Source organism: Streptomyces sp. BK022, from assembly GCF_004217355.1.
Lineage (GTDB): Bacteria > Actinomycetota > Actinomycetes > Streptomycetales > Streptomycetaceae > Streptomyces > Streptomyces griseoluteus.
This window is the reverse complement of record NZ_SHKU01000001.1, coordinates 760,923-784,468: the sequence shown is the minus strand read 5'-3', so window position 1 is coordinate 784,468 and position 23,546 is coordinate 760,923. Positions and strand designations below refer to the sequence as shown.

The 23,546-nt window shown below is 70.4% G+C and carries 20 protein-coding genes; 12 read left to right on the top strand and 8 right to left on the bottom strand.

The window, feature by feature from the left end; genetic code table 11:
* Positions 1 to 166 precede the first annotated feature (166 nt).
* Positions 167 to 1,225, top strand: a complete 1,059-nt coding sequence (locus EV284_RS03525) for a hypothetical protein (RefSeq protein ID WP_207228896.1) — start codon at positions 167 to 169, stop codon at positions 1,223 to 1,225.
* Between the two features lie 72 nt (positions 1,226 to 1,297).
* On the opposite strand, the gene EV284_RS03520 is transcribed toward EV284_RS03525, so the two are convergent.
* Positions 1,298 to 1,531 (bottom strand): hypothetical protein, encoded by a 234-nt coding sequence (locus EV284_RS03520; protein ID WP_130330121.1) that lies wholly within the window; start codon positions 1,529 to 1,531, stop codon positions 1,298 to 1,300.
* A 249-nt stretch (positions 1,532 to 1,780) separates the two neighbouring features.
* A complete protein-coding gene (locus EV284_RS03515) occupies positions 1,781 to 2,827 on the bottom strand; it encodes an EamA family transporter (protein WP_130330119.1) in 1,047 nt (348 codons plus the stop codon).
* A gap of 68 nt (positions 2,828 to 2,895) precedes the next feature.
* Here EV284_RS03515 and EV284_RS03510 point away from each other — a divergent pair, with 68 nt between their 5' ends.
* Positions 2,896 to 3,864, top strand: a complete 969-nt coding sequence (locus EV284_RS03510) for a LysR family transcriptional regulator (protein WP_130330117.1) — start codon at positions 2,896 to 2,898, stop codon at positions 3,862 to 3,864.
* 131 nt (positions 3,865 to 3,995) lie between these two features.
* Here the strand turns inward: EV284_RS03510 and EV284_RS03505 are convergent, their stop codons facing one another.
* Positions 3,996 to 4,769, bottom strand: coding sequence for a glycosyltransferase family A protein (locus EV284_RS03505; protein ID WP_130330115.1), 774 nt, complete (start codon positions 4,767 to 4,769; stop codon positions 3,996 to 3,998).
* Positions 4,770 to 4,858: 89 nt separating this feature from the next.
* Entirely contained in the window at positions 4,859 to 6,508 is a 1,650-nt protein-coding gene (locus EV284_RS03500) for a bifunctional NAD(P)/FAD-dependent oxidoreductase/class I SAM-dependent methyltransferase (RefSeq protein WP_130330113.1), read from the bottom strand.
* Positions 6,509 to 6,584: 76 nt separating this feature from the next.
* Here EV284_RS03500 and EV284_RS03495 point away from each other — a divergent pair, with 76 nt between their 5' ends.
* Positions 6,585 to 7,142 (top strand): XRE family transcriptional regulator, encoded by a 558-nt coding sequence (locus EV284_RS03495; RefSeq protein ID WP_130331037.1) that lies wholly within the window; start codon positions 6,585 to 6,587, stop codon positions 7,140 to 7,142.
* A gap of 223 nt (positions 7,143 to 7,365) precedes the next feature.
* Here EV284_RS03495 and EV284_RS03490 read toward each other — a convergent pair whose 3' ends face one another.
* The gene (locus EV284_RS03490) at positions 7,366 to 7,734 is read right to left on the bottom strand and encodes a hypothetical protein (RefSeq protein WP_242625544.1); all 369 of its coding nucleotides are present in this window, start codon (positions 7,732 to 7,734) and stop codon (positions 7,366 to 7,368) included.
* Between the two features lie 319 nt (positions 7,735 to 8,053).
* Between EV284_RS03490 and EV284_RS03485 the strand changes: the two genes are divergently transcribed.
* Positions 8,054 to 9,430: a flavin monoamine oxidase family protein gene (locus tag EV284_RS03485; protein WP_130331033.1), complete on the top strand. Its 1,377-nt coding sequence runs from the start codon at positions 8,054 to 8,056 to the stop codon at positions 9,428 to 9,430.
* Positions 9,431 to 9,619: 189 nt separating this feature from the next.
* Here EV284_RS03485 and EV284_RS03480 read toward each other — a convergent pair whose 3' ends face one another.
* The 3 genes from EV284_RS03480 to EV284_RS03470 form a co-directional block, all read right to left on the bottom strand.
* Positions 9,620 to 10,279, bottom strand: a complete 660-nt coding sequence (locus tag EV284_RS03480; protein WP_242625543.1) for a TetR/AcrR family transcriptional regulator — start codon at positions 10,277 to 10,279, stop codon at positions 9,620 to 9,622.
* A gap of 162 nt (positions 10,280 to 10,441) precedes the next feature.
* Positions 10,442 to 11,677 (bottom strand): helix-turn-helix domain-containing protein, encoded by a 1,236-nt coding sequence (locus EV284_RS03475; protein ID WP_130330109.1) that lies wholly within the window; start codon positions 11,675 to 11,677, stop codon positions 10,442 to 10,444.
* Positions 11,678 to 11,923: 246 nt separating this feature from the next.
* Complete coding sequence (locus EV284_RS03470) at positions 11,924 to 13,372, bottom strand: APC family permease (RefSeq protein ID WP_130330107.1); 1,449 nt, start codon at positions 13,370 to 13,372, stop codon at positions 11,924 to 11,926.
* Positions 13,373 to 13,552: 180 nt separating this feature from the next.
* Here EV284_RS03470 and EV284_RS03465 point away from each other — a divergent pair, with 180 nt between their 5' ends.
* From EV284_RS03465 to EV284_RS03430, 8 genes are all read left to right on the top strand, one after another.
* Positions 13,553 to 15,088 carry an NAD(P)/FAD-dependent oxidoreductase gene (locus EV284_RS03465; protein WP_130330105.1) on the top strand — a complete coding sequence of 512 codons (1,536 nt, stop codon included), beginning with the start codon at positions 13,553 to 13,555 and terminating at the stop codon, positions 15,086 to 15,088.
* Positions 15,081 to 16,007: an alpha/beta fold hydrolase gene (locus EV284_RS03460; RefSeq protein ID WP_130330103.1), complete on the top strand. Its 927-nt coding sequence runs from the start codon at positions 15,081 to 15,083 to the stop codon at positions 16,005 to 16,007. The genes EV284_RS03465 and EV284_RS03460 overlap by 8 nt, the downstream gene beginning before the upstream one ends.
* Positions 15,991 to 17,385: a flavin monoamine oxidase family protein gene (locus EV284_RS03455; protein WP_130330101.1), complete on the top strand. Its 1,395-nt coding sequence runs from the start codon at positions 15,991 to 15,993 to the stop codon at positions 17,383 to 17,385. Before EV284_RS03460 ends, EV284_RS03455 begins: the two co-directional genes overlap by 17 nt.
* Positions 17,382 to 18,116 carry a transporter gene (locus tag EV284_RS03450; RefSeq protein ID WP_130330099.1) on the top strand — a complete coding sequence of 245 codons (735 nt, stop codon included), beginning with the start codon at positions 17,382 to 17,384 and terminating at the stop codon, positions 18,114 to 18,116. The genes EV284_RS03455 and EV284_RS03450 overlap by 4 nt, the downstream gene beginning before the upstream one ends.
* Positions 18,113 to 19,471, top strand: coding sequence for an NAD-dependent succinate-semialdehyde dehydrogenase (locus tag EV284_RS03445; protein ID WP_130330097.1), 1,359 nt, complete (start codon positions 18,113 to 18,115; stop codon positions 19,469 to 19,471). Before EV284_RS03450 ends, EV284_RS03445 begins: the two co-directional genes overlap by 4 nt.
* Before the next feature lie 29 nt (positions 19,472 to 19,500).
* Entirely contained in the window at positions 19,501 to 20,616 is a 1,116-nt protein-coding gene (locus EV284_RS03440; protein WP_130330095.1) for a Zn-dependent alcohol dehydrogenase, read from the top strand.
* A gap of 77 nt (positions 20,617 to 20,693) precedes the next feature.
* Positions 20,694 to 21,890 (top strand): aminotransferase class III-fold pyridoxal phosphate-dependent enzyme, encoded by a 1,197-nt coding sequence (locus EV284_RS03435; RefSeq protein WP_242625542.1) that lies wholly within the window; start codon positions 20,694 to 20,696, stop codon positions 21,888 to 21,890.
* A 98-nt stretch (positions 21,891 to 21,988) separates the two neighbouring features.
* On the top strand, positions 21,989 to 23,545 hold the full coding sequence (locus EV284_RS03430) for a long-chain fatty acid--CoA ligase (RefSeq protein ID WP_130330091.1): 1,557 nt from the start codon (positions 21,989 to 21,991) through the stop codon (positions 23,543 to 23,545).
* Position 23,546 lies beyond the last annotated feature (1 nt).

The window sequence follows — 23,546 nt, the reverse complement described above, 5'->3', positions numbered from 1 at the left end:
TGACGTGACCAACAAGGGCAATGAGCCGAAGCTTTCCGCGGAGGCACGAGCTTTCCCGCGATTACATATGGCGCCAGTACAACTGGGGTTGTATGTTCCAGGTCCGCCTCCGGGTGTGGGCGGCGTACTCACGCCGCGCCAAGAGGCGTGAGCGGAAGGAGACTCCGTGACATCTTTCTCCGTCGGCCGTGGTGCCCTGCGCGTGGCGCTGTCGGCCTCGATGCTCGCCGTGACCTGCGCGGGGCTTGCGGCGCCGCCAGCCGAGGCGCGGGCCGATCGGGTCCGCCTGGGCAGCGCGGGCGACGCGAGCCGCGCCTCCTGGTCCGGTCCCGCCTTCACGATGAACGGTGACGGCGGTGTCGTCGCCGCGTCGATGGGCCGCGCGATCGACACGATCCGCGGCGGAAGCGGGAGCCTCGACGTCGTGGTCCTGGCGGGTTCGGCTCCCTCGTCCGGCAGCGCCACCCCCGAATGCGACACCGTGACGGGTCTCGTCGGCGTCAACTCCTGCACGACCTGGACCCTCACCACCGCTTCGGACGGCAACAGCGCACAGGTGAACCAGGACATCCGCAATGCGGAGTTCGTCTACTTCGCCGGCGGCGACCAGTGCCGTTACGCGGCGTGGAAGGGCACCGACCTCCAGGCGTCGGTCAAGTCCGTCGTCGCCAAGGGCGGCGGAGCGGGGGGCGGCAGCGCCGGCACCCACATCAACAGCTCCGTCGTGTACGACGCCTGCAGGGGAAGCATCACCAGCGGTGAGGCACTCGCCAACCCCTACGACTCGTACGCCACCTTCACCACCGGCATGTTCTCCTGGCCCCACTACGCGGACACGGTCAACGACTCCCACTTCGTCGCCCGCGACCGGATGGGCCGCCTGATGTCCTTCACCGCGAGAGCGGTCAAGGACGGCCTGACCGCGGGGGGCAAGGCGTGGGGCGTCGGCGTGAACGAAGGCGGGGGCTCGCTCTACCTCGACGCCCAGGGCAGGGCGACGCTCTACGGTGCCGACGCCTACGTCGTCCTGGCCGACCACCAACCCGAGCGGGCGGCTTCAGGCCGGTCGCTGACGTACAGCGACTTCAAGATCTGGCACCTGAAGCCGGGCGCGACGTTCGACTTCGCCCAGCGCCCCGCCTGCGGCTACTACCTGCGCAGCGTCATCGGCGGTCGGCCCGATTCCGGGCTGTACGACGGAACACCGTCGGTTTCGTGCGGCTGAGGAGGGACAAGGGAGCCGGCGACGGCGAGCGTGAGCGTCGGCGCCCCGCTCGCCGGCCGTGCGGCTCCGGGGCTACTTGTCGATCGTGATGTCAGTGAAGCTGATGAGGAAGGCGTCCGGGTCGTCGTCCTCGTCCAGGTGGTAACTGGCGCTGGCCCAGGCGTCGGTGAGGCGGACGCGACGGGAGGCGGGGTGGGCCGGGTCACCGGCGATGAGGACGACGTCCTGGTGGGTGTCGGTGTTCTCCACCTCCTCGACCCAGGCGGTGGTGGCCTCGTGGCGGGTGTCGCCACGGGTGAGCAGCACGTTGCCCCACAGGGGGACGGGGGAGTTGGGAGCGGAGTCGAGCCGAGTTCTTCAGGGTGATGTATCCGGCGGCGGGCAGCGCGTTCGGCAGCCAGCGCACCCAGACACTCTTCTCCGCGGGCGTGATGTCGGTCGTGACCGGCGTCGGCATGAGGAGGACTCCTTCCCGCGGGGTCCCTCGACCCCACGGCTGATCACGTTATGGGTACGCGAGGCAACGCACGGTGATTGCCGCTGAAGATCAGCCGATCATGTACTCCCCCGCCTCTCGGAGACGGGCTCCCGGAGCCTTCCGGCACTTCTCGAGGTCCGGGGCCGGGCCCCCGGTCGGGACTCGGCGAGGGCGAGGGCGGCGATGGCCCCGAGCAGGATCGCCGTGCCCGCGACCGTGGCCGTGGTGAGCTGTTCGCCGAGGAACAGCACGGCCAGGACAGCGGCGCTGACGGGTTCGAGCAGCATCGTCACCGACGCGGTGGCGGCCCTGAGTACGGCGACGCCGGCGAAGTACAGCGGGTAGGCGAGCGCCGTGGTGACGGCGGCGATGTACAGCATCAGCAGGGCCGTCTCGGTGGCGTCTGCGCTCTGCGGGAGGAGACCCTCGTGGAGGGCCGGCGGCAGCATCACCGCCGCGCCGATGAAAAAGGACCACAGAGTGAGGGTGAGTGCGTCCTCGCCGGTGCCGTGCCGTCCGGTCCATCGGCCCAGCAGGTTGGAGACGGCGTAGCCGGCGGCGGACAGCAGCGCCGCCCCGACGCCTCCCAGGTGGACGACGCCCGGCTGGTTGCCCAGCACGAGCACGGCCAGTCCGGCCGGCGCGCCGACGACGGCCAGCACTCCGGCCCGCCCTATGCGCTCACCCAGGAACAGACGCCCGCCCGCTGCCGTGAACACGGGCGCGGCGCCGAGTGTCACGATGGTGCCCACCGCCAGCCCGGTGTCCCGCACGGCGGCGAAGTAAGCGGTCTGGAACACGGCCAGCGCGGCGCCGGTGCCCAGCAGCAGCGGTATCCGCCGCCGGGCAGGCTGGCGCGCACGCGGCCTCTTGCGGGACGGGCGCAGCGTCCAGGCGGGCAGCAGCAGCACCGCCCCGGCCAGGAAGCGCCAGAACGAGATGGCCATGGGTCCCAGGCCGCCGGTCCGGTAGATGACCTCCACGGCCGCGCCGGTGGTCCCCCAGGCGAGTCCGGCGAAGGCGAGGAAGGCGAAGCCGCGCCGTAGCGGGCGCGAGCCGGTCAGCGGCCGGTTCCCGCCCGGGGCCGGCGCCTCCGCGGCGGCGGGATTCTGCGAGGTCTGCATCTGCTCACCGTGCTCTCCCTCGCGGGATACACAAAATGCATCCGACCCACCAGCGATACGCTGAACGCATGGATGCACGCGGAGGACACGGCGCCGGGCTGGAGCTGAAGCACCTGCGCTGTCTGGTCGCCATCGTCGACACCGGCGGCTTCACGGACGCCGCTCGGGAGCTGGGCGTCTCCCAGGCCGCGGTCTCCCGCACCCTGCTCTCCCTGGAGAAGACGCTGGGGGTGCGGCTGCTGCACCGCACCAGCCGCACGGTCGAGCCCACCAAGGCGGGTGTGCTGGTCCTCGCCCGGGCCCGTCTGCTCCTGGCCGGCGCGGAGGAACTCGTCGCCGAGGCCGCCTCCGGCCACAGCCGCCTGCACATCGGTCACGCCTGGTCGGCCTTCGGGCGCCACACCACCGAGTTCCAGCGCCGCTGGCACCACGACCACCCCGGCATCGAGCTCCGGCTCGTCCGGCACAACTCCTCCACCGGCGGGCTGGCCGAAGGACTGTGCGACCTCGCGGTCGTCCGCAGCGCCGTCGACCTCAAGCCCTGGTCACACGCGTTCGTCGGCCACGAGGACCGCTACCTGGCCCTGGCCTCCGACGACCCCTGGGCCCGCCGCCGGGGCATCCGTCTGGCCGAGGTCGCGTCCCGCACCCTCGCCCTCGACCGTCGCACCGGCACGACCACGTTGAACCTCTGGTCCGAGACCGAACGGCCGGCCGTCGAGCACGTCCACGACATCGACGACTGGCTCGCCGCCATCGCCTCCGGGCGCTGCGTCGGTGTCACACCCCAGGCCACCGCGGCCCAGTACCGTCCCGCCGGCATCACCTACCGTCCGCTGCGCGATGCCGAACCCGTCCCGGTTCACCTCATCTGGCGCCGGACGGACCCCCATCCCGCCACCCGCGCCGCCGTCGCCCTCGCCATCGACCTCTACCGCACGGACCGTCAGGCCCCGAGCCGCTCTTCCGGCGTCCACGCGGGCAATCGCCAGGCGCGACGGGGAGGGCGCCCCGCCACCGAGGCCCCGCCCCCGTGACCTTGGCAGAGCAGCCTGCCTGTCCCCCGTCGACCTGCTGGTCGTCGGCTTCGTCGGCTCGCACCCCGTCGGCACCGGGCTCGAACGCCAACTCCGCCCCTTCGCAGACGACGTGACCGGAGCGGGGCAGGTCAGATGCGGGAGTTGCGCAGCGACTGCCACACGGCGCCGGACAGCGCGCGCGTGGCCCGCGGGACCGAGAGGTGCTCGTGCTCGCGGTACAGCTCCCAGTTGTACTTGACCAGGGACATCTTGTTGGAGGACAGCGATCCCGCCTGGTGGGCCCGGTACACCGCGAGCGGCTCGGCGAGGCCCCGGGCGTCCGCGCCGTCCCGCATGATCGACAGCCAGAGGGCGTAGTCCTGGCGCTTGCGCATCTCCGGCATCAGCCTGGTGCCCAGGGCGTTGCGGTCGTACATGGCGGTGAGGGCACCGATGTGGTCCCGTACCAGCATGGCGCGGTAGTCCACGCGCTCCCGTGCCCGGATCACGCGCCCGTTAGGAACCCACTCGGTGCTCTCGCCGGCATGGCCCGCGTCCATCTTGAAGTACGAGGTGAAGGTCAGGGGCGCGTCGCCCTCGGCGGCGAAGGCGAGCTGCTTCTCGGTCTTCTGCGGCAGCCACATGTCGTCGGAGTCGAGGAAGGCGATGTAGTCCCCGCGGGCCCGCTCGATCGCGAGATTGCGGGCCCGGCCGGCACCGCCCCGCTCGGGTGCCGACCGCGGCAGAACGCGCTCGTCGTGCTCGGCGAACTCGCGCAGCAGCTCCATGGAGCCGTCGGAGGACTGGTCGTCGGTGACCAGCAGCTCCAGATCGCTGTGAGTCTGCGTGAGTACCGACCGGACGGCTGCGCCGAGGGTGGCGGCCGAGTTGTACACGGGCATCACGACAGACACCAGGGGCACAGCGCTTCTCCTTGCCAGAACAGGAACGAGGGTCCATTCAATCACCGCGGCGGAGGGGGAGCCGCCGCGCGGGCGGTTGTCGCGGGCGATCAGACCGTGCGCCGGGTCGCCCGCAGTACGACGTCGCTGACGTGGTGGGTGCTGACCGCGCCGGCCGGCCGGGGCCGGGTCTCGTGGATCTCGACCTTCCAGGTGCCGGGCTCGGCGGTGAGCGCGGCAGCGATCTCGTCGACCCCGACGAACGCCGACGGGTCGTACATCCGGGTCTGGGCCGCCACGTCCACGGGTTCGCTCAGCGGGCCGAGGTCGTGGTGTACGACCAGGAGCGTGCCACCGGGGGCGACGGCGGCGAGCAGGCTGCGCAGACCGCGCTGGTCGGGCGTGCGCTTGAACGAGCCGTACTGCAGGGAGACAAGGTCGAAGGTCTCGGTGCCGAAGGGAGCCGGATCGCCCGCGTCGCCGCGTACGAGGCTGACGGCGAGCCCTCGGCGTCCGGCCTCGGCGCGGACCCGGGCGAGCGCGTTGCCGGAGATGTCGGTGGCGGTCACCTTCCAGCCGTGCTCGGCCAGCCAGAGGGCGTCGGCGCCCTCGCCGGTGCCGACGTCCAGCGCGCGGCCCGGGGACAGGGCGGCGGCCTCGTGGACGAGCGTGCCGTTGGGATTGCCGCTCCAGGCGCGGTCGGGGCCCGCGTAGCGGTGGTCCCAGTCGGCCTGTTCGCCCGAGTGCCGTACGGCGGCGCGCAGGTCCTCCTCCGCGAGGCTGAAGGCGATCTTGGCGCCGACCTGGCTGCCCTGGGCGGCCGAGGGCAGCACCTGCAGGCTCGGGTCGGTGATGTTGCCGGCCGCGTAGATCCCCGGTACGGCGGTCTCGCCGCGCGCGTCGACCGCGAGGAAGTCACCGGCGCCGCTCGGGTGCGCGGTCGGGGTGAGCCCGACCCCGGCCAGCACGTCGGCGCGTGCCCGGAACCGCGAGCCGACCACGACGGCGTCGGCCTCCAGAACCCGCCCGTCGCCGAGTTCCACGCCGGACACCTCGCCGTCCGGCCCGGTGAGCACCCGGCCGGCTTGCGCACGCTCGATGGTGACGCCGGAGGCGGCGAGGGCTTCGAGGGCTCGCTCGTCGAGCCCGGCCGGGTCGTGCAGTACGAGGGTCAGCCGGTCGGTCAGGTGCCGGAACAGCGGGGCCGGGTTGAGGCCCAGGGGGTGGGTGACGATCTGCACCAGGCGTTGGTCGCGCGCCTCGAAGCCGTGACAGAACGGGCAGTGGATCACACCGCGCCCCCATCCCCGGGCGACGCCGTCGATCGCGGGAAGTTCGTCCGACATGCCGGTCGCGGCGAGGACACGGCGGGCGACCAGCGTGTGGCCACCGGTGAGGTCGAGCCGGAACCGGCCGTCGCCGTGGGGGTGCACTCCTACGACGCGCCCGGACAGCACCTCGCCGCCGTACGCGCGTACCTCCTCGCGCCCGGCCTCCGTCAGCTCGCCGGGCGCGACCCCTTCGTGCCCCAGGTAGCCGTGCATGTGTGCGGCCGGGGCGTTGCGCGGGGTGCCGTCGTCGACCACGACGACGCCGCGACGCTGGCGGGAGAGTTGCAGTGCGGCGGCGAGACCGGCGGCCGACCCACCGATGACGGCGACGTCGCAATGCCGTTCCACGGTGGGGTGCCCGGGGTGACCGGAGTGCTCGGAGTGCTCGGAGTGGGCCGACGACCCGTTCTGCGCGGGGTGGTTGCTCATGGACCCGACCGTACGGCGTCCGGCGTTTTGCGCAAAGATTCTTGCGGAATCAGCAAGGAATGGAAGCATGAGGGGTGTGAACGGAGCAAGCAACATCGAAGCCCTGGCGCGGTCGCGCCTGCGCAGCCTGCGCACCACGCTGGGGTACTCACTCGACGAGCTGGCGCAGCGGACCAATCTCAGCCCGTCGACCATCAGCCGGGTGGAGACGGGCAAGCGCACGCTGAGCCTCGATGTGCTCGTACCGTTGGCCAACGCCCTCCAGGTGAGCCTCGACGTGCTCTTCGAGGTGCCCACCGACGACGATGTCGTCATCCGTCCGGTCGCGCACAGCAGCGGCACGCGCACGACATGGCCGCTGAGCCGTCCGGACGGCCGCATGGTCGCGATGAAGATGCGCGTCGAGCCGTCCGCAGAGCGGCCCGGCCAGCGGGTGCATCCGGGCCACGACTGGTTTCTCGTGCTGGAGGGACGCGTACGGCTGTGGCTCGGCGAGCGGCAGATCGACGTCGACGCCGGAGAGGCGGCGGAGTTCGCGACGATGATCCCGCACGCGATCTCGGCACTGGACGCTCCGGCCGAGCTGATCATGGTCTTCGACCGGGACGGGCAGCGCGCGCACGTCCACCAGTGAACGGGGCGCGCACCGCTCGATGCGACGCTTCACCGGAGGTGCGGGTCGGGCCGCGGGCCGCACGAGCGGGCAGGCGGCGATCGCACCCCGATCGTGACCGCACGCCACAACTCCCCCGGCACGGCCGCCTCGTGTACGAGCCGTTGCCATCGGGATGGTCCTCGAAGCCTCCCGTCAGGACTTGCCTGGCGGGTGCCGGCCCGGCCCGTCGAGCGGGCCGGCTCTAAGACGCCTCCGGGGAGTTGGCGTCGGTCCGTGGCGCTTCCTCCTCGGCCGGTGCGCCCCGGCCTACCGTCAAGGACCAGCGCACAGCCGAGGGCGCCTCGACGGAGACGGTTCCCGCGCGGTCCACTCCCGAGACGGCCACTTGGTTGTAGGTCGTGCCGACCTTGCCGGCGAGGCACTCCACGCGGAAGGCGACCTGTACGGGCCGCACGGCGACCTTCACGGCCCCCGCGCCCTGGCAGCGCACCGCGACGATCAGCGCGTCCCCCTTCCTGCCCCCGGCGAACTCGACCTCCGCGTTCCCCGTGGTCACCCCCTGGCGGCCGGCCGGCGTCTCGTCCGCGTCCAGCTCAGGCGGCCCGAGCACGGGAGCCTGCGTGCCGTGAGGAGCGGTGGCCCTCGCCGAGCGGGATGCGGTCGCATGCCCCGCCCCGACCGGCTGCCCGCCGTCCCCGTGGTCTGCGGAGCAGGCGGCTGCCAGGAAGAGCGGGGCGGCCCCGAGCGCGCTGAGCGTCGTGAGTTTCCGGCAAAGCGTGAGCATGTCAGTCCCCCCAATGCGGCCAGCCTACGCGGCGCGGCCGTCGGCCGGGGGGCAGCACAGACGCGCGGTCACCCTTGCCGTTTCGGTTTTTCATACAGTGTATGGTACTGCTGGAAGCACCCAAGCGAAGGAGAAACCCGTGACAATGGAAACCAAGGGCGGCTCCAAGGCCGCCTCGGTCGATGTCGTGATCGTCGGTGCCGGCTTCGCCGGACTGAGCGCCGCGGAACGGCTCGTGGACATGGGCATGTCCGTCAGGGTCATCGAGGGCCGGGACAGGGTCGGTGGCCGGTCGTACTCGGGCGAGGTGGCCGGGGTCAAGGTCGACCTCGGGGCGACGTGGGTCGCCGAGCGCCACACGGCGATCCGTGACCTCGCCCTGCGACTGGGGTGTTCCACGACCAGCCAGTTCCACGACGGCCTCAATGTCCTGTGGATGGCCGGCCAGCGTCGCACCTGGACGGGCGTCCTGCCGATGGTCGAACCCGTCGACCTGGAGGACCTCGGCCGCGTCCAGGCGGAAATGGACAAGCTGCTGGAGACCATCGACGTCGACGCCGCCTGGAACTCCCCGAACGCCGGCGAACTCGACTCGGTCTCGTTCGGCGAATGGCTCGACCAGCAGCAGGCGGGCACCAGCACGCGTGCGCTGATGGCCATCGCCAGCAAGGTGCAGTGGGGATGCAGCCCCGGAGACGTGTCGCTGCTGCACGTACTGCGCTACATCCAGGCCGTGGGGGGGCTCGAGCACATGCTCGCCGTCGAAGGCGGCCAGCAGCAGGACCGCATCACCGAGACCACGCAGGAGATCGCCAGCCGGCTCGCCGAGCGGCTCGGGGACAGGGTCGTCCTGAACACCCGCGTCCGCCTCATCTCCCAGGACGACAACGGCGTCACGGTCCAGACCGACGACGGCGTGGTGGACGCCAAGTACGCCATCGTCACCGCGGCCCCCGAGCACCGCGCCTACATCGAGTTCCAGCCGGCCCTGCCGGAAAAGGCCGAGGGGCTGACGAGGACCTGGCCCATGGGCGCGCTGAGCAAGGCGTTCGTCGCCTATGACAAGCCCTTCTGGCGCGAAGCGGGGCTCTCCGGCGAGTCGCTGACCGACACCGGAACGGCGTTCATCACCTTCGACGTGTCGCCTGAGGACGGACCGGGCGTCCTGATGGTCTTCTGTGTCCCGCGCGTGTACGACGGCTTCAGTCCGGAGATCCGGCGCAGCCGGGTCACCCGGCAGCTGGTCGACCTCTTCGGCGCCCAGGCGAGTGAGCCCATCGACTACGTGGACCACTGCTGGGGCACGGAACCGTTCGCCCCTGGCGGTCCACACCCCGCTGTGGCCCCCTACGCGTCCGTGAGCTACGGGAGCGCCCTCACCGAGCCTCACGGACGTGTCCACTGGGCCGGCACCGAGACCGCGGGTGAGTGGGTCGGAACCATGAACGGCGCCGTCCTGACGGGTCTGGACACCGCAGAGCAGGTCGCCCGGCGACTCGGCGCCGAAGGCGCCCGGCGTTAAGCACCCCTGGCGGGGGTGAGCCGGCGCGGGGAGGGGGTACAACGGCGTACCCGACCTCTTCAGCGAGCCGGGCCGGCGACGTCAGCGATGCCGGCCCGGTCCGCCGCGGGCGTATGTGCCCGGTCCGCTCCTGGGCGCCCTTCCCCTACGAGGAGATCTTCGCCCGGCACGCACCGGGTACGGCGCGGCTCACGGGCCGGTACCCCGCCCGGCGCGCTCAGCGGTGAGCCGGCCTTCCAGGCCCGTGATCAGCGTGTCCGTCACCAGGCGGAACATATGGTCCTGGCCAGGACCTCCGGGGGCCACGTCCGCGGCGTCGGGATCTGTGGGCCCGTCCCCGTCCCCGTCCTCACCGGCGTTCGCGGAAGGGGGCTTGAGGGTCGACCACCGGTGGAGCGAGCCGTTGAGTTCGGCGGCGAGCACACCCATGACGACGGCGACCATCATGGCCGCGATCTCCGGGACCTCCGACCGCGGAACGCCGGCCGCCTCCACGATCGCGATCAGTGCGGTCCAGAACGGGTCGTCGGCCTGGATGAAGTCGGGCTGCTGGGTGATCGAGTAGGCCATGAGCTGGGGGTGCCGGTGCGCCAGGGCCCGTAGGTCTGTCGCGAGCAGACGGATGCGCTCCTGCCAGGCGGCACCCTCGGGCGCCACCGTGCGGAACTGGGCGCCGACCATCCGCGTCACGCCGCGCATGACCGCTTCCTTGTTCGGCACGTGGTAGTACAGCGACATCGGGTTCGCGTCGAGCTCGGTGGCGAGTCTGCGCATGGTGAGCGCCTCGACGCCGTCCGCGTCGATCAGCCGCAGGGCGGCGGCGTAGATCCCTGCCTCGGTCAGGGGCACGTCCCGCTTCCTCGTTCCCCGCGCGGGACGACTCGCCTTCTTTTCCATACTTCGTACGATACCAATGCGATGCGGCGGGGGATCACGCGCGGCCGTACGGCCTCCACCCGCGCCACGCGCCCCGCCGACCGCTCACCGCACGACTGCCGGTCCTGGTCGAGGTCAGGTCGGATCGACCGCCACGATGTCAGGCGCGATGTCCAGCACCAGGAGTGCCGCCGCCACGTGGGCCGGGTTGTCCTCCACCTTGACGGCCGAGAGCTCGTTGGCCCGTGAGACCCGCCGCTCGACGGTGTTGCGGTGCGCGTAGAGATTGGCCGCCGCCCTCGTGGTGTTGAAGCCGCACTGCACGTAGGTGAGGAGCGCCTGCCGCAGTGCCGGGTCGGCTTCGGCCAACGGTCCGAGAGTGTTGACGACGAACCGACGCGCGCCGGCACGGTCTTTCGTGAGCGCGTCGAGCAGCTCGACGTCGGCGTAGGCCGTGAACCGCCGGTCGGAGCCGAGCCGGATGACCAGCGCCTGCGCCGCCAGGGCGTCCTGGTGACTGGACCGGAATCCTTCGAGACCGCGCCCAGGCCTCCCCACCGCCGCGCGGACCTCGTCGGTCGCCGCGAGGGCCTTCGCCACATGGTGGACCTCCGGAACGGCCTTCCCCGAGAGCCAGATCCACCGCGAGGTGGCACTGGCACGCGCCACCAGGGCGCACCGGCCCCCGGCCGCGGAGCGCACGGCGGAGATCGCCTCGTTCAGGGCGTCGGCCCGCTGCGGATCGTCGATCCACACCACGAGACCGACGTGCCACCGCGCCATCCGGTAGCGCAGGCGCCCTTCGGCGAGATCCTCCGTCATCGGTGCCCCGCTGGCGATGAGCTGGATCAGGGCGATTTCCTCGGAATCCGTGTTGCCCATCGCCGCGGCCAGACCGGCCTGGCGCAGGGCGGCGACCGAGTCGAGCGCGTACTGCACCAGCGACCTGCCCGTCACGTCCAGCACGCCTACGAGGACTTCGGGGCGGGCGCAGTCGGCGACGCATTCCTCCAGCCATCGCCGCCAGCCGATCCCCAGTGCCACTCGCCAGGCAACGGCGAAGTCCGGCGCGATGCCGCGGGAGACGAGGTCGTTGATGTACGCCGTGGTGCGCGGACCGACGTAGGGCTCCACCCTCCGCCCCGGTTGCTGCACGTTCGCGGTCAGCCATTGGACGAGATCGGAGCGATTGAGCTCGCGGTCCTCCTCGACCAGTGAGGCGTCCGCGAGCAGGGCCGGATCGTTCTGGGCGACAAGGGAGGGCCTGGCGAACGCCTCCACCATGGCGTCCGTTTCCGTGAGCAGTCGCTGACACAGGGATCTGATCGCGTCGGCGACCTCGCCGGAGGGCGCGGGCCACAGCTCTTCCATGTCCTTAGTTTCCCCTGAATCGCGAGGAGCCGGTGCTGCCGGGATGCCGTGTCACCAGCACGTGTACGGCCCGGGAACCACCGCGCGCACGGGTCTCCGGGAGCTCGGGGAACGCGCTTGGCTCCACCAGTCGGCGGCAGGTCTACCAGCCTGGTGGCACGGCCGCAAGGGGCTCGGCGCCGGATGCCCGAGGGAGTTCCTGTGGGCCCCGTCGCCTCCTCCGCCGCGTGCCGTGCCCGGTTCATCCTAGAGCCGCTGGAAGAGGGCCGGCCGGCGCGCCCGCAGCACAAGGGCCTGCACCGCCCCGGCCGCGGCCGAGAGGGCGATCAGTCCGCCGATCACCAGGGCGCCGTCGACGGTGCCCACGAGCAGGGGGAAGTTGACGGCCATCATGCAGACCACACCGGCCAGACCGAGGAAGGCCACGGCCGGAGCCACCGCCGTGCGCCACACCGACTGTCGTTCACCGGCGCGCCGGAAGAAGCCGATCACCGCGAGGCTGGTGGCCGCCATCAGCAGAACGATGCCGAGGGTGGCGGCGCCGGAGAACCAGGCGTAGAGATCCCCGATCGGGTCGAGGCGGAGCGCGGCGACGACGAGCGTGAGGGCGAAGGCGAGCGCCGAGGCGACGGCAGAGGACGCCGACGGGGCGCGGTGCCGGGAGTGCACGACCCCCAGCGCCGCCGGAAGGACGCCGGACCGGGCCAGCACGAACTGGTAGCGCGTCACGACGTTGTGGAAGGCAAGCACGCACGCGAACTGACTGCTGATCAGGAGTACCTGCATCAAGTCGGCCCAGGCGGGCCCGACGTAACTTCGGGCCAGGGAGAGGACCAGCCCCTCGGGGTCGGCCTTCGCGGCACCGGTCACCGTGTCGACACCCGCGCCCACCACCACCGCCCACACGGTGAACGAGTAGAAAACGCCGATGATCAGGATCGCGACGTACGTGGCTCGCGGGATGGTGGTATCAGGGTCCTTGGCCTCGTTGCGGAAGACAGCCGTCGCCTCGAAGCCGATGAACCCGAAGACGGCGAACATCATGCCGAGGCCCGGCGAGCCGTTGCCCACCATCGAAGGCGACAGCGGCTCGGCCGTCAGCCCGTGGGCGCCACCGTGGCCCACGATGCCGAAGTCCATGACCAGGAGCAGCAGGGACTCCAGCACCAGCACGGCACTGAGCACCTTGGCACTCAGCTCGATGTCGCGATAGCCGAGGAAGGCGATGACGCCCAGCGACACCAGCGCCCACAGCCACCACGGTGAGGCGACCGCGGTGTACCGCTCGACGACGTTGCGGGTGGCGACGCCGACGTAGGCGTTCACGCCGGCGAGCAGCAGTGTGTAGGAGAAGAGCGCGAGCGTCGCCGCCGACAGACCCGGTATCCGGCCCAGCCCCGCCCGGACGTAGGCGTAGAAGGCGCCCGCTTCCCGTACCCGGCCGGCCATCAGCGTGAAACCGAACGCGAAGACCAGCAGCAGCACGGTGGCCAGCGCGAAGAACAGCGGCATGCCCGGGCTGTCACTCACCGCGAGGCCGAGCGGCACACCACCGATCACCAGTCCGAGCGGCGCCGCCGCGGCTACGACCATGAACACGATCTGCGATACGCCGAGCCCACGGTCGAGCAGGGAAGCCGACCCTGCCGCGCCGTCAGGTGCTCCGCCGTGCTCTGTCTTCGAGAGGCCGCTCATGCCGACCGCCTTTCAACTCACGGGCCGGTGCCGGCCGCCGACCACCGTAGGGGCGCGACCGTGCGACTGGCTTGTGCACCGTGCACCGAGCCCCGGCGAAGCAGGTGCTCACTGTCGTTCTCACGGCGTTCGCGGCTGACGACAGTGAGGTGACCGCCACAGGAACAGCGAGGAAACGCCATGACAGCTGAGGTGTTGGACTCCGTCGAGGAGTTCGACGTGGTGATCATCGGAGCAGGGATCTCCGGGATCGGCGCGGCCGCCAATTTCCGCCGGGAGCTCCCCGACAAGTCGCTCGCCGTGCTGGAAGCGCGAGACAACATCGGGGGCACCTGGGACCTGTTCCGCTATCCCGGCATCCGCTCCGACTCCGACCTGCACACGTTCGGTTACGACTTCAAGCCGTGGCGCCACGAGGTGGCGATCGCCGACGCACCCCTCATCAGGGAGTACCTGCGGGAAGCAGTCGAGGAGAACGAGCTGGACCACGTCCTCAAGCTCCGCCACCGCGTCATCAGCGCGGAGTGGTCGTCGGCGGATTCACGGTGGACCCTCACCGTTCAGACGCCGGACCCGGCCACGGGTGAGACCCGGACCAAGACGATCCACGCGGGATGGGTCTTCGCCGCCACCGGCTACTACCGGTACGACCAGGGATTCTCCCCGGAGTTCCCCGGCCAGGACGACTTCGAGGGGCAGATCGTCCATCCCCAGCACTGGCCCGAGGATCTCGACTACAGCGGGAAGAAGGTCGTGGTCATCGGCAGCGGGGCGACCGCGATCACACTGGCGCCGGCCATGACCACCGGGCCGGGCGCCGCCCGGCACGTGACGATGCTGCAGCGCACTCCCACCTACGTCATGGCGCTCCCCCGGATCGACCGGATCGCCCTCGCGCTCACGAAGCTGTTCGGAGAGAAACGCGGGTACGCCGTGACCCGGTTCAAGAACATCTGGGTCGACCGGGCCGTCGTCAAGGGTCTGCGGACCTTCCCCAAGGCCGGGCGAGCGCTGATCCGGCGCGAGAACATCAAGCGCCTTCCCAAGGGATTCGACGTCGACAAGCACTTCAACCCGCCGTACGACCCCTGGGACCAACGGTTGTGTCTGGCACCGGACGGCGACTTCTTCGACGCGATCAAGGAGGGCAGGACGTCCGTCGTCACCGACACCGTGGCGAGGTTCAGCAGGCGCGGAATCGTCCTGTCGTCGGGCGAGGAGCTGGAGGCCGACGTCATCGTCACCGCGACGGGGCTGAACCTGCGGCTCTTCGACGGCATGCCCATCACGGTCGACGGACGCCGGATCGACATCGCGGACGCGCTCTGTTACCGCGGCATGCTGCTGAGCGGGCTCCCGAACTGGGCGATGGCGATCGGCTACACCACCTCGTCCTGGACGCTCAAGGTGAGCCTGATGTGTCGTTACTTCGTCGATCTGGTCCGGCACATGGACGCCCGCGGCTACGACACGGTGGTACCGATCGCGCCGTCGGAGACGAACCGCAGGCCCGTCATGGACCTTCAGGCCGGATACGCCAAGCGCGGCGAGAAGTTCCTGCCGAAGCAGGGGCCGTCCGCCCCCTGGCGGATGGCGATGTCCTACCCCGAGGACGCCAAGGCCCTGCGCGGTCCGGTGGTCGACGAGAACCTCGAGTTCGGCGTCGGCCGGTCCGCCGGGCGGCGACCCGGCGGGAAGCGAGCGACCCGTGTCTGAGACGAACGGCGCCGACCAGTACGCGACCCTGCCATCCGGACTGACCATCTGCTTCCGGGACTTCGGCGACAAGGCCGACCCGGCGATACTGCTCATCGCCGGACTGGGCGAGGACCTCACCTTCTGGAGCGAGTCGTTCGTCGGCTCACTCGTCAGCCGCGGCTTTCGGGTCGTCGCGATAGACAACCGCGACGTGGGCCAGTCCACGTTCGTCGCCACTCCCCCTCCCGCGCTCTGGCGTCAGATCGCCGCCCGGCCGCGTGCCGACGCGTACGCGCTGGCCGACATGGCGCAGGACGCCATCGGCGTACTCGACCATCTCGGCATCTCGCGGGCCCACCTGGTCGGCCGGTCGATGGGCGGAATGATCGCGCAGACGATCGCGGCCACCGCACCTGAGCGGGTCCTGTCCCTGACCTCGATCTACTCCACCACCGGGGCACGGAAGGTCGGCCAGCCGGCTCTGTCGACGATGCGGCTCCTCGCCGCTCCGCCGGCGAGGACCAGGACCGCGGCGGTCCGTGCGCACCTGAGGCTCACCCGGCACGTCGCAGGACTGGGACATCCGATCGACGACGCCGCCGAGGCGGCCGTCGCGGCGCGTGGGTGGGACCGCAGCGCCGGTGATCCAGCGGCCGCCACCGCGCGCCAGATCCAGGCGATCCACCGTTCCGGAGACCGGACGGCCCAGTTGAGCGGAATCACGGCGCCGACGCTGGTCATCAACGGTGACCGGGACCTGCTGGTGCACCCGAGCGGCGGCGCCGCGACCGTCCGGGCGATCCGTTCGGCGCAGCACGTGGTCATTCCCGGTATGGGCCATCACCTTCCCGAGGCCCTCGTCGGCCCCGTCACTACATACATCTCGCAGCACGCGAACCGCGTGGGTGAAGGAGGAAACCATGTCCGGATCTCGTGAGCACGGTTCTGCGGACACCTCGGTCGACGTCGTGGTCGTCGGTGCCGGCTTCGCGGGCCTGAGCGCCGCCGAGCGGCTGGTGGACACCGGGCGGTCCGTGCTGGTGCTGGAAGGCCGCGACCGGGTCGGAGGCCGGTCGCTCTCCGGCGAGGTGGCGGGCGTGCGGGTCGACCTCGGAGCGACGTGGGTGGCGCCACGCCACACGGCCATCCGGGACCTCGCGAGCCGGGTGGGGTGTACCACCACCGACCAGTTCAACCAGGGTCGCAACGTGCTCTGGATGGCGGGTCGGCGTCGCACGTACAGCGGCACCATCCCCAAGGTCTCCCCGCTGACCCTGGTGGACATGGCCCGCATGCAGACGGCGATGAACAAGCTGGTCGCGACCGTCGACGTGAACGCCCCGTGGGAGACGCCCGGGGCGAGCGGGCTGGACGCCATCTCGTTCGGCGAATGGCTGGACCGGAAGAACGCACTGCCCAGTACCCGTGCGCTGATGACGGTCGTCAGCAAGGTGCAGTGGGGCTGCCCCCCGTCAGACGTCTCCCTGCTGCACGTCCTGCGTTACATCCGTGCGGCGGGCGGGCTCGACCACATGCTGGACGTCGAGGGCGGAGCGAACCAGGACCGGTTCGTCGAGACCACCCAGGAGATCGCCAAGCGGGTGGCGGAGCGGCTCGGCGACCGGGTGCGGCTGGGGACACCGGTGCGCGGCATCGCGCAGGACGACGACGGCGTCACCGTCCGCACCGACTCCGGCGAGATCCACGCCAGGTACGCGATCGTCACGGCCGCCCCGGAGCACCGTGCCGCCATCGAGTTCGCACCCGCTCTGCCCGAGCAGGCCCAGGGGCTCACCCGAACCTGGCCCATGGGCGTCCTCAGTAAGGCCTTCGTGGCCTACGAGAGGCCGTTCTGGCGGGCCGACGGATGCTCCGGTGAGGCGGTGACCGACACCGGAACCGTGTTCATCACCTTCGACGTGTCACCCGCCCACAGCGGACCGGGCGTCCTGATGACCTTCTGCGACCCCCGCGTCTTCGACGGCTTCGACCCCGGGACCCGACGCGACCTGGTCGTCCAGCAGCTCGTCGACCTCTACGGTCCGCAGGCCCGCACCCCGATCGACTACATGGACCACCGCTGGGGAACGGAACCCTTCGCCCCGGGCGGCCCCCACCCCGCCGCCGGCCCGCACGCGACCGTGAGCTACGGCAAGGCGCTCACCGAGCCCCACGGGCGCATCCACTGGGCCGGCACCGAAACCGCCGGCGAATGGGCCGGCACCATGAACGGCGCGGTTCTGACGGGCCAGCGCACCGCCGAACGCGTCGTCACCCTCCTGTCCCACGACGCCCAGGGGGCGGTGTCGCGGTGAAGGTCGCGCTGTTCTTGCTGGCCGACCTATGGATGATCTTCGCCGGCTACTTCTACGGCTGGAGACTCATCCGCCGGTACGGCAACTACCTCCTCGGTCTCGAGTGGATGGTCGTCGCGACGTCGGGCAGCAACTTCCTTCTCTGGTCGCTGTCCGGAGCCGACAAAGACAGCGTCATGTACGACGTGGCGTACTTCTTCGACGCGTTCTCCAGGTCGGTCGGCATCACGCTCATCCTGATCATGGGCCTGATGAAGGTCACCCACCGCTACAAGCCGAGCCTCGGCGTCGACGTCGGCGTGTTCGGAGTCGCGATCGTGGCGGGCCTGGTCCTCCGGCCCTTCCACGGCGCGGATCTCCACACCGACCGCGGCGCGTTCTCGGTCGCCGCCTTCTACGTCGCCGCCAATCTCCTCACGACGGTCTTCATCGGGTTCTTCGTCAAGCGGCTCTGGGACGCGGGCGCGAAGCGGCCGGCGATCTGGACAGGGCTGGTCACGGCCGCCGGGACCACCATCGCGTTGACCTACGACTTCTTCCCCCTGACGTTCGACGACGCGAATCGCACGATCTTCTACACCGCCGCGCTGGCGACGTGGGGCACCCAGGGGTTCGTCTACTTCCGCGCCTACCGCACGCTGCACGACCACAACGCGTCCTCGGCCGCGGCCCCGGCTCACGCCGGGGGACCGGTCGCAGGAACCCCGAGCACGAGGAGAGAGTCGATATGACGGGCAAGCACGTGTACGCGGTGGTCGACCCCGCGAGCGGGAAGCTGGTCGAGGAGTACCCCACCGCCACGGACGAGGCCGTCGACGGAGCGCTCGACGCGGCGGTCAGGGCGTACGCGCAATGGTCGAAGCAGACCTCCGTGGCGCAGCGTGCCCAGTTGCTCGGCACCGTCGCCGAACTGCACATCGAGCGCAGTGAGCGACTTGCCGAGATCATCCACCGGGAGATGGGCAAGCCGCTGGACCAGGCCGTCGCAGAGGTGGAGTTCAGCGCGGCCATCTACCGGTACTACGCCGAGAACGCGCCCGCGTTTCTCGCCGACGAGCCGATCGAGCTGCTCGAAGGAGAGGGCAGCGCTTTCGTCCGTCGCCAGCCGATCGGCGCGTTGCTGGGGATCATGCCCTGGAACTACCCGTACTACCAGGTCGCTCGATTCGCCGCACCCAATCTCGCGCTGGGCAACACCATCGTGCTCAAGCACGCCCCGCAGTGTCCGGAGTCGTCCGCGGCTCTGCAGCAGCTGTTCACGGACGCGGGTTACCCCCAGGGCTGCTACGTCAACGTCTACGCCACCCACGAGCAGATCGCCGGCGTCATCGCGGACTCCCGGGTGCGAGGCGTCTCCTTCACCGGCTCGGAGCGGGCCGGCGCGGAGGTCGCCGAGCGGGCCGGGCGCAGCCTGAAGAAGGTGGTGCTCGAACTGGGCGGCTCGGACCCCTTCATCGTGCTGTCGACCGACGACCTGGACGCCACGGTCGACGCGGCGGTCGAAACGCGCTTCGAGAACACGGGGCAGGCGTGCAACGCCGGAAAGCGCGTCATCGTCGCCGACGACATCTATGACGCCTTCCTCGACAAGTTCACCGAGAAGGTACTCGCCATGGCCGGCGGCCTGGCGCCCCTGTCCTCGGTCGCCGCCGCCGAGCGCCTCGAGGAACAGGTCGAGCGGGCCGCCGCCGACGGGGCGACCTTCGTCTCCGCAGGACGACGCGCGGGAGCGTACTTCCCGCCCGGCGTTCTGACCGGCGTGTCTCCTACGGCCCCGTCGGCAGCCGAGGAACTCTTCGGCCCTGTCGCGACCGTCTACCGGGTCGGCTCCGAGGACGAGGCAGTCGAGCTGGCGAACGCGACACCGTACGGGCTGGGCTCCTACGTGTTCACGACGGACGCCGAGCAGGCGATACGCGTCGCCGACAAGATCGAGGCGGGCATGGTCTTCGTCAACGGCGTCGGCCTCGAAGGTGTGGAACTGCCGTTCGGCGGTGTCAAGCGGTCCGGCTTCGGCCGCGAACTGGGCCGGGCCGGGATCGACGAGTTCGCCAACAAGAAGCTCATCCGCACCGCTCGGACCTGATCGCCACCCCGCACGGAAGGACACCTGACATGACCATCGAATTCGACGCCGCCGTTTTCAGGACGCCCAACGAACCACTGACGATCGAGAGGGTGACCGTTCCCTCGACACCCCCGCCTGGCGACGTGCTCGTGCGGCTCAAGGCGAGCGGGGTGTGCCACAGCGACCTCCACGTGCTCCTGGGCGAATGGGACGTGCCCGCGCCGATGATTCTCGGCCACGAAGGGTCCGGAGTCGTCGAGAGTGTCGGCGACGGCGTCACGACGCTGAAGCAGGGCGATCACGTCGTGTTGTCGTGGACGCCTTCCTGTCGCCGCTGCCGCTACTGCGTCAGTGGCAGGCCGGTCCTCTGCGACATGGTCAGCCGGCACTCGGCGAATCACCTGTCGTTCGACGGCAGGTCCCGGATCACATCCGTCGGCGAGGGCGACGTCTACAGCTTCGCGGGCCTCGGAACGTTCGGCGAGTACGCCGTCGTGCCGGAATCCGGTGCGATCGCCATTCGGGACGACGCACCGTTCGCACAGTCGGCTCTGGTCGGATGTGCCGTCACGACCGGCGTCGGCGCGGCCGTCAACACCGCCAAGGTCCGTCCGAGCGACACCGTGCTGGTCCTCGGCTGCGGCGGCGTGGGCCTGAACGCGATCCAGGGAGCCCGGCTCGCCGGCGCCCGGAAGATCATCGCCGCGGACATCTCCGACGAGAAGCTCGAGCAGGCACGCGTCTTCGGCGCGACCGAGCTGATCAACAACGGCCGCGAGGACTTCGCGGACCGGGTGCGCCAGATCACCGACGGACGCGGTGTGGAGATCGCCATCGAGGCCATCGGGCTGCCGCGCACCATCGAGTCGGCCTACGAGGTACTGGCCCGGGGCGGCACGGCGGTGGTCGCCGGACAGGTCGCGGACGGTATGCGGGTCTCCATCGATCCCTTCGTCATGTCCGATCAGGAACTTTCCCTCATCGGCTCGAACTACGGGTCGAGCAAGCCGGCTTCCGACTTCCCGTTGCTGATCGATCACTACATGGACAACCGCATCGACCTCGACTCCCTCGTGACGAGCGTGATCGATCTGAAGGACATCAACGAGGCGTTCGACCAGATGAAGCGCGGTATCGGCATCCGCTCGGTGATCACGTACTGAAAGGCGGGGACTGTCACATGGCCCTGGAATCATCGCGCTTGGCCTTCGAGCGGGCCCGCCGCAGCATAGGCGGAGGTGTGGGTTCAGGTCTGCGCGCCACCATGCCTCCCCATCCGCTCTTCGTGCGGGAGGCGCGGGGCGCGCACGTATGGGACCTGGACGGCGACCGGTACACCGACTACGTGATGGCCTGGGGCCCCCTCGTCCTCGGTCACGGTGACCGGCGCGTGCTGTCCGCCGTGTCCGAGGTGGCGAAGAAGATGCAGGTCGTCGGAACCGGCCACCCGCTCGAATACCTCGCGGCGGAAGCGGTACTCGATGCCGTGCCGCACGGCGAGCGCCTTCTGTGGAGCAACACGGGGACCGAAGCGGTGCAGGTCGCCCTACGGCTGGCGCGCGCCGCCACCGGGCGACGGCGCGTGCTCAAGTTCGCCAAGAGCTACCACGGCTGGCATGACACCGTGTACGCCGGGATGTCCGAGGACGACTGTGATCGTCCTGCGACGCCCGGCGGACCAGGGCAGTCGGCCAGCGTCCTGGACGACCTGGTCGTGGCGCGCTTCAACGACGTGCGGCTGGCCGAACGCCTGCTGAGCGAGTCCGTCGAGCGCGACATCGCCGCCGTGCTCGTCGACCCGGTGATGAGCAACGCCGGAGTCGAAGAACCCGCACCGCAGTTCCTGTCGACGCTGCGAACTCTCTGCGACCGGCACGGCGTCGTCCTCATCTTCGACGAGGTGATCGCCGGGTTCCGGATCGCACGGGGAGGAGCGGCCGAGAAGTACGGCGTGCTGCCCGACCTGTCCGTCTTCGGCAAGGCGATGGCAGGCGGGTTCACCCAGAGTGCCGTCGTGGGCCGGGCGGAGCTGGTCGATCAGGTGGCGGCCGGCGTCGTGCATGCCGGAACCTTCAACGCGAACCCGATCGCACTGGCCGCCGTCGAGGCGACGATGCGCGTCCTGGCGGACCCTGCGGTCTACGAGCTGCTCGAACAGAACTCGACCGCGTTCGAAGCCCACGTCGGCGGCGTCCTCCGCTCCTCTCCCGGCTCCGGCCGCTTCAACAGGGTCGGTTCGCTCCTGCAGTACGTCCCCGCCGGCGGCGCCACCGGGCTCCACGGAACCGGCGGACTCTGGACCACGATCCTCGAAGGGATGCTGCGTCAGCGCTTCCTCTTCATGCCGTCCGGCAAGGTCTTCATCAGCACGGCGCACACCTCCTCCGACATCGAGGCGACGGCCGAGGCCCTGGACCGAACCCTCCGGCAGTCGTGACGTCCGCGCCGAGCCACCTGTAATCCCCACCCGCTCCGGGCCACGCCGTGTGTCGCATTCCCCACGGCCTGGCCCGGCCCACCCTCCCGGAAGACACCATGCTGAACCTCTCGGTCCTGCTCGAGGACTCCGCGCGCACGCACCCGGACCGGGACGCGGTCGTGCTCGGCACGACGCGCCTCACCTACGCGCACGTCGACGCCGCCGCCAACCAGGTCGCCAACCTCCTGGCCGACCTGGGTGTCCGGCCCGGTGACAAGGTCGCGCTCAGTTGCCCGAACCTGCCGAGCTTCCCGATCGTGTACTACGGGATCCTCAAGGCCGGTGCGGTCGTCGTACCCCTCAACATCCTGCTCAAGAGCCGGGAGATCGCCTACCACCTCGCCGACTCGGAGGCGAAGGCGTACTTCTGCTTCGAGGGTGACGCGGGCCTGCCCATGGGCGCGGAGGGACATGCCGGGTTCGACGCGACCGCGGGCTGCGAGCACTTCTTCCTCATCACCGCCGATCCGGCGGCGAAAGCCCCGATCGAGGGCGTCCAGACCATGGCCGCCGCGCTGCGGGGCACGGCGACGACCTTCGACAGCGTGGGGACCTCGGGGGACGACCTGGCTGTGCTCCTCTACACCAGTGGTACGACGGGACAGGCGAAGGGTGCCGAACTCAGCCACTCCAACCTGGTCATCAACGCCCTCGCGTGCAACCGGCTGTGGGAGAACCAGCCTGCCTCGGACACTCATCTGGTCGTGCTGCCGCTGTTCCACTCCTTCGGCGCGACCGTGCAGATGAACGCCGGCTTCTCGACGGCGAGCACCCTGGTGCTGCTGCCACGGTTCGACGGCCGGCAGGCGGTGGCCTTGATGCAGCAGGAGGACATCACCTTCTTCGCGGGCGTCCCCACCATGTGGTGGGGCCTGTTGCGGGCGCTCACCGACGATGTCGACGTCGAAAGGATCGCGAGGAACCTGCGCGTCGGCGTCTCCGGCGGTGCGGCCCTCCCGGCAGAGATCATCAAGGAGGTCGGGGAGCGGCTGGGCGTCCAGGTCCGGGAGGGCTACGGCCTCTCCGAGACCTCGCCCGTGGTGACCTTCAGCGACCCGGCGCGGGAGCCTCGGCCCGGTTCCATCGGCGTGCCGATCTGGGGGGTGGAGCTCAAGCTCGTCAGGCCGGACTGGTCGGAGGTCGAGGACGACGGCACGGGCAGCGCCATCGGGGAGATCGCGGTCAAGGGCCACAACGTGATGAGGGGTTACCACGGCCGCCCCGAGGCCACTGCCGAAGCGGTCCGGGACGGCTGGTTCCGCACCGGCGACCTGGCCCGCAGGGACAAGGACGGCCTCTACTACATCGTCGACCGGGCCAAGGACCTCATCATCCGCGGCGGCTTCAACGTGTACCCCCGCGAGACCGAGGAGGTCCTGATGACCCACCCGGCGATCAGCCTGGCCGCGGTCGTCGGCGTGCCGCACGAGAGCCACGGCGAGGAGATCAAGGCGTTCGTCATCCTCGACCGCGGCGCGGAGGCCCGTCCCGACGAACTGGTCGCCTGGGGCAGGGAGCAGATGGCCGGCCACAAGTACCCGCGCATCGTGGAGATCGTGCCGACCCTGCCGATGACGTCCACCGGGAAGATCCTCAAGCGCGAACTCACGTGAC